Origin of the sequence: Flavobacterium sp. (assembly GCF_031423415.1) — a bacterium.
In the GTDB taxonomy this organism is placed as follows: Bacteria; Bacteroidota; Bacteroidia; order Flavobacteriales; family Flavobacteriaceae; genus Flavobacterium.
On record NZ_JANPFL010000164.1, the window covers coordinates 1 to 5309 of the forward strand.

At 34.9% G+C, this 5309-nt stretch carries 5 protein-coding genes; 1 reads left to right on the top strand and 4 read right to left on the bottom strand.

Going from position 1 to position 5309, the window contains the following annotated elements:
* Nucleotides 1-191: 191 nt before the first annotated feature.
* The 4 genes from RMO83_RS13940 to RMO83_RS13955 form a co-directional block, all read right to left on the bottom strand.
* A complete protein-coding gene (locus RMO83_RS13940; protein WP_310560308.1) occupies nucleotides 192-1109 on the bottom strand; it encodes a GYDIA family GHMP kinase in 918 nt (305 codons plus the stop codon).
* A gap of 116 nt (nucleotides 1110-1225) precedes the next feature.
* Nucleotides 1226-2548: a hydroxymethylglutaryl-CoA reductase, degradative gene (locus RMO83_RS13945; RefSeq protein WP_310560309.1), complete on the bottom strand. Its 1323-nt coding sequence runs from the start codon at nucleotides 2546-2548 to the stop codon at nucleotides 1226-1228.
* A 10-nt stretch (nucleotides 2549-2558) separates the two neighbouring features.
* Nucleotides 2559-2840, bottom strand: coding sequence for a type II toxin-antitoxin system RelE/ParE family toxin (locus RMO83_RS13950; protein ID WP_310560310.1), 282 nt, complete (start codon nucleotides 2838-2840; stop codon nucleotides 2559-2561).
* Nucleotides 2830-3081, bottom strand: a complete 252-nt coding sequence (locus RMO83_RS13955) for a hypothetical protein (protein ID WP_310560311.1) — start codon at nucleotides 3079-3081, stop codon at nucleotides 2830-2832. Before RMO83_RS13955 ends, RMO83_RS13950 begins: the two co-directional genes overlap by 11 nt.
* A gap of 152 nt (nucleotides 3082-3233) precedes the next feature.
* Between RMO83_RS13955 and RMO83_RS13960 the strand changes: the two genes are divergently transcribed.
* Nucleotides 3234-5309: DPP IV N-terminal domain-containing protein (locus tag RMO83_RS13960; RefSeq protein WP_310560312.1), on the top strand; the 2076-nt coding region annotated here is incomplete at its 3' end.

Consider the following 5309-nt stretch of genomic DNA (forward strand, 5'->3'; position numbering starts at 1 on the left):
GGTTTTATTTTGCCTAACATATTGCCACTTTTTTATACCGAAATATACACTTTTTGGCGATTTAAAAGTACTGTTTTCAACTGAATTTAATCACAAGTTATTAACAATCAAATTGTTAATTCATTTTTAAGGAATGACTACATAATCTTGGTTCTTTTACGAATTAATAGCCTTCAGTTTTTCGTAACAAATCATAGAATCATATCTTTATAAGTGATTATAGTTTTAAACCCTTTCTCGTTGAAATAGTCATCAGGATTTTCTTTTGAAATCACCAAAACAAAATCTCCACCCCACGCACCAAGACTTTTTATAACACCATTAAAATAGGGAAACAAGGATTCTTTTATGGTTTGCATCTCGAGAATAGTACTCATTTTGGCTTCGTGTTCTTCTAAAGCGAAGGCAAATTCATGAAGGTTTTTGGCATTTAAAACTTCTTGAGTTATTTTGTCGTTTGTTACAATATCATCGGCTAAATGGCTGTTGTTGTTGTTATAATAAGAAGCGATTGCTGCTTTACTGTTTTGCTTTTTATCCAAATAAACAAAATATAAATTTTCAGAAAATTCAGGGTCGAAAGTTACTTTTTCGACTATCGGTTTTCCATTTTCTAAATGATATAAAATTGGACAGTCATTTTGAGCACAGGCAATATCGTATCCGCTACCACCAAAACTATTGTTAAGTAATACAAAGGCATCAATTCCCAACCATTGTGCAACATTATTGATTAAAGTAGAAGAAGTTCCCAAGCCCCAATTTCTTGGAAAAGTCAATTGAGTGGTGATTTGGTACCCTTCGGAATTGTCAATAAAATCAGAGTTTAATAAATAGCCTTGATGCAAAATCTCGATTAAAGTATTTTTTACAGACTCAGATTCTTCGAGAATAGTTTTGCCCAAAATGTCCTCAAACGAAAGTTGGATATCAAGCCAAATACTGCCGTCAGCATCATAACTAATCCAATTTACTTCCTGATTTGTTCCGTTTTCAACAATTAGTTTTTGTCCAAATTTAGTTGGTAGCGCCAAAGCTTTGGCACCATTAAGAACTAAATATTCTCCGGTAATTAATAGTTTTCCGTTACTGTAAAATTCTTTTTTCATTGTCATTACGAGGAGTTGCGAGGCACGAAGCAACACAATCTCATTTATTATTGCGACACATTTTTAAATAAAATTTTGTGTAAATCTGTTCAATCCGCTTAATCCGTGGCTAATATCTAAACCGATTTTCTCAAAGTCTCAATATAGTCCACCACAGCGCTATGCGAAACTACGTGATGCTTGAAATGTTTCCGAATCAAAACACGTTCTTCTTCATTAGCTTCAAATTGGTTTAGAATATTGTTCAAGTGCATTTTCATATGCCCATCCTGAATTCCAGTGGTGGTTAGTGAGCGCAAAGCAGCAAAATTCTGTGCTAAGCCCGCCACCGCTACAAACTGCATCAATTCCTTGGCAGATGGATTTTCCAACATTTGCAAAGATAATTTTACCAACGGATGTAAAGACGTCAATCCGCCAACGGTTCCTAAAGCCAACGGAACTTCCAGCCAAAAAGTAAAAATATTGTCTTCTATTTTGGCGTGGGACAAACTTGAATAGCTTCCGTTTCTAGACGCATAAGCGTGAATTCCGGCTTCAACAGCGCGGAAGTCATTTCCGGTGGCAAGCACAACCGCATCGATTCCGTTCATAATTCCTTTGTTGTGAGTTACAGCTCGAAAAGGTTCAACTTCGGCAATTTGAATCGCTCGAATGAATCTTTCAGCAAATGCTTTTGGATTTTCGATATGTTTTTCAGCTAGATCGTCAACAGGACAAGAAACTTCGGCACGCACGATACAGTTTGGAACATAATTCGAGAGAATGCTCATCACTACTTCGATGTCTTTTTCTGCTTCGGAAAAGGAATCATAATGTTGCGCTTCTTCTTTCAACGTTTTGGCAAATTGCTCCAAACACGAATTGATAAAATTGGCGCCCATCGAATCTTTGGTTTCAAAAGTAGCGTGCAATTGATAGTAATTGGGCAATAAATTGGTTTTATCCCTGAGTTCAATATCAAGAATTCCACCACCACGCTTTTGCATATTTTTGGTAATGCTTTCGGTGTTGGAGTACAATTTGGTTTTAGTTTTGGCAAAGAATAAGGCCAGTTTCGATGTCTCACCTTTGAAAATAAAATGAACTTGTCCAATTTTTTCGGTGTTGAGAACAGTCGCTTTAAATCCACCACGAGTGGACCAAAACTTAGCCGCTTTTGAGGCTGCAGCAACCACCGAACTTTCCTCAATTGCCATCGGAATGCTATTGTATTTTCCGTTAATCAAAAAATTAGGTGCTACGCCGAGCGGAATGTAGAAATTGCTTATGGTGTTTTCGATAAATTCATCGTGCAATTTTTGAAGTTTTTCGTCGGTATTCCAGTAATTTTTTAGGATTGAAATGGCTTCTTCGGGATTAGAAAAGTATTCCTTGGCAATCCAGTTTATTTTTTCTTCTTTGGATAATTTTGAAAATCCGGCGATAGTGTTTGTCATTACTGATTTTCTAATAAGAATGTTTGTTTTTGATGATTCCTATAACAAGAACTGTGTTCTCGTTTTCAATAATTTGATACGAAATCGTATAACCTTTGAAAACATAATCTCTATAAGATTCGTCATTATAATAAATCGACTTTTTGAAGTTGAAGGGAAATTTCAAATCTTTTCTGATGGCAGAAATCAAATTTTTTTTGAACTTTCTTGCAGCAGTAGGTTTGTCTTTGGCTATAAAACGAACTATTTCAGCTAAGAAAAAATAAAAATCATCTGAAAATTTAATTTTCATATTCAGAAATTATTTTTTCCAACATCGCATCTAATTCTTCTAAATCGTAAGTCTTACTTTCTCCAGATTCTATTCTTTTAGCTGCTAAATGCAATCTGTCTCGATATTCTTCAAAAGATTTGTCTTCTTTAATTGGACTATCTTCCTCAACAATATGCAATTCACTTTTAGAAAAAGAATTCAAAAATTCTATTAATTTTTCCTTTACGTTAGATTGAAATTCGATTTTGATAGTTTCCATATTCATTTTTGTTTGATTCAAAATTAATAAAAAATTGGTTTATAACTGAGTTTTGCAACTTATTTCTTTTTTTATAACATTTAACAGTCGCAACGTGAAATAACTGTAAAATTTTCACTAAAATTGGGGACTTTATAATTAATAAAAAATTGATGATTTCAAATAAAATTAACCTACTGTTTTTGTTGCTATTAACTAGTGTTTTTGCACAACAAAAAATTACCGTCGAAGCCATTTATACTGGACAATTTCAAGCCAAAGGAATGGATGAATTGCAATCGATGAAAAACACTAATCAATATACGGTTTTAAATGTTGATCAAACCAGCCGAAGTATGCAAATTGATCTATTCGATTTCGCAACTTTAAAAAAAGTTTCTACTCTTATTGACACTAAAAATCAAAGCAAATTAGTTGGTGGAATCGATAGTTACACTTTCAGTACTGACGAAAAAATGATGTTGATTGCAAACAATACGAATCAAATCTACCGCCATTCCTTTACTGCCGATTATTTTCTGTACAATTTGGAAACCGCAGCATTGACTAAAATTCTGGAACAAGTGCAGGAACCTACTTTTTCACCCGATGGCAAAAAGATAGCGTATGCCAAGGAAAATAATATTTATATTTATGATTTGGCTTCCAAAACCAACAGCCAAATTACAGGCGATGGAAAGAAAAATTCCATAATCAACGGAATCACGGATTGGGTTTACGAAGAAGAATTTGCTTTTGTAAGAGCTTTCGATTGGAGTCAGGACAGCAAAAAAATAGGCTATATTCGTTTTGACGAAAGTCAGGTTCCAGAATTTTCGATGTCTATTTTTGCGAAAGATTTGTATCCAAAAATAGAAACTTTCAAATACCCAAAAGCGGGCGAAAAGAACTCATTGGTCTCCTTGCATTTATACAATGTCGATTCCAAAACCACCAAAAAGGTCGATTTAAGCCAATACAACGATTTTTATATTCCAAGAATTGAATGGACGACTGACGCCAATATTTTAGCGGCAAAAATTTTAAATCGCCATCAAGACAGTCTCGATTTGTTATTTGTAGATGGAACAACGGCAGCAACCAAAGTTATTTTAAACGAAAAAGACAAATCCTACATTGATTTTGTGGATACGGATAACTTAACTTTTCTAAAAGATAACAGTTTTATTTGGACTTCGGAAAAAGACGGCTTCAACCACATTTACCATTATGACAAAAACGGAAAATTGGTAAATCAAGTGACCAAAGGCAATTGGGAAGTAACCGAATATTATGGTCTTGATGAGAAAACCAAATCAGTTTTTTACCAATCGACAGAGAACGGTTCTATCAATCGTGACATTTACAGAATTAGTCTAGACGGCAAAAACAAAACGAGATTAACAGAAAAACTCGGGACAAACAAAGCTACTTTCAGTCCGAATTTTCAATTTTTTATCAACACTTTTTCGACTGCTTCTCAGCCAACTGCCTACACTTTAAACGAATCTAAAACTGGAAAACAAATTCAGGTCATAGAAAATAACGAAGCTTTGGCAGCCAAACTAAAATCCTATAATGTACCGCAAAAAGAATTTTTCGTCTTGAAAACGGAGAAAGGGAATGAGTTAAACGCTTGGATAATGAAACCAAAGGATTTTGATGCATCCAAAAAATATCCTGTTTTTATGTTTCAATATTCTGGACCAGGTTCGCAACAAGTCAATAACGAATGGGGATCGTATGACGATTATTGGTTTGCAATGCTCGCCCAACAAGGCTATATTGTGGCTTGTGTTGACGGCCGCGGAACGGGTTACAAAGGTGCCGATTTCAAAAAAATCACATACAAACAATTAGGAAAATACGAAGTCGAAGACCAAATAGATGCGGCCAAAGTAATAGGAAATTACCCTTATGTCGATAAATCCAGAATCGGAATTTGGGGTTGGTCGTATGGTGGTTTTATGTCGAGTAACTGCATTTTGAAAGGGAATGACGTATTCAAAATGGCGATTGCAGTGGCTCCAGTAACCAACTGGCGTTTTTATGACAGCGTTTACACCGAAAGGTATATGCAAACCCCACAAGAAAACCCAAGCGGTTACGACGATAATTCCCCAATAAATTTTGTTGAAAAATTAAAAGGTAAATTTTTACTGATTCACGGATCGGGAGACGACAATGTTCATGTGCAAAATTCGATGCAAATGATGGAAGCCTTGATTCAAGCCAACAAACAATTTGAC

Bases quoted from the DNA above. Each gene is read 5' to 3' on its own strand.
- RMO83_RS13955 (WP_310560311.1), bottom strand. From the start codon at position 3,081: ATGGAAACTATCAAAATCGAATTTCAATCTAACGTAAAGGAAAAATTA.
- RMO83_RS13945 (WP_310560309.1), bottom strand. From the start codon at position 2,548: ATGACAAACACTATCGCCGGATTTTCAAAATTATCCAAAGAAGAAAAA.
- RMO83_RS13950 (WP_310560310.1), bottom strand. From the start codon at position 2,840: ATGAAAATTAAATTTTCAGATGATTTTTATTTTTTCTTAGCTGAAATA.
- RMO83_RS13940 (WP_310560308.1), bottom strand. From the start codon at position 1,109: ATGAAAAAAGAATTTTACAGTAACGGAAAACTATTAATTACCGGAGAA.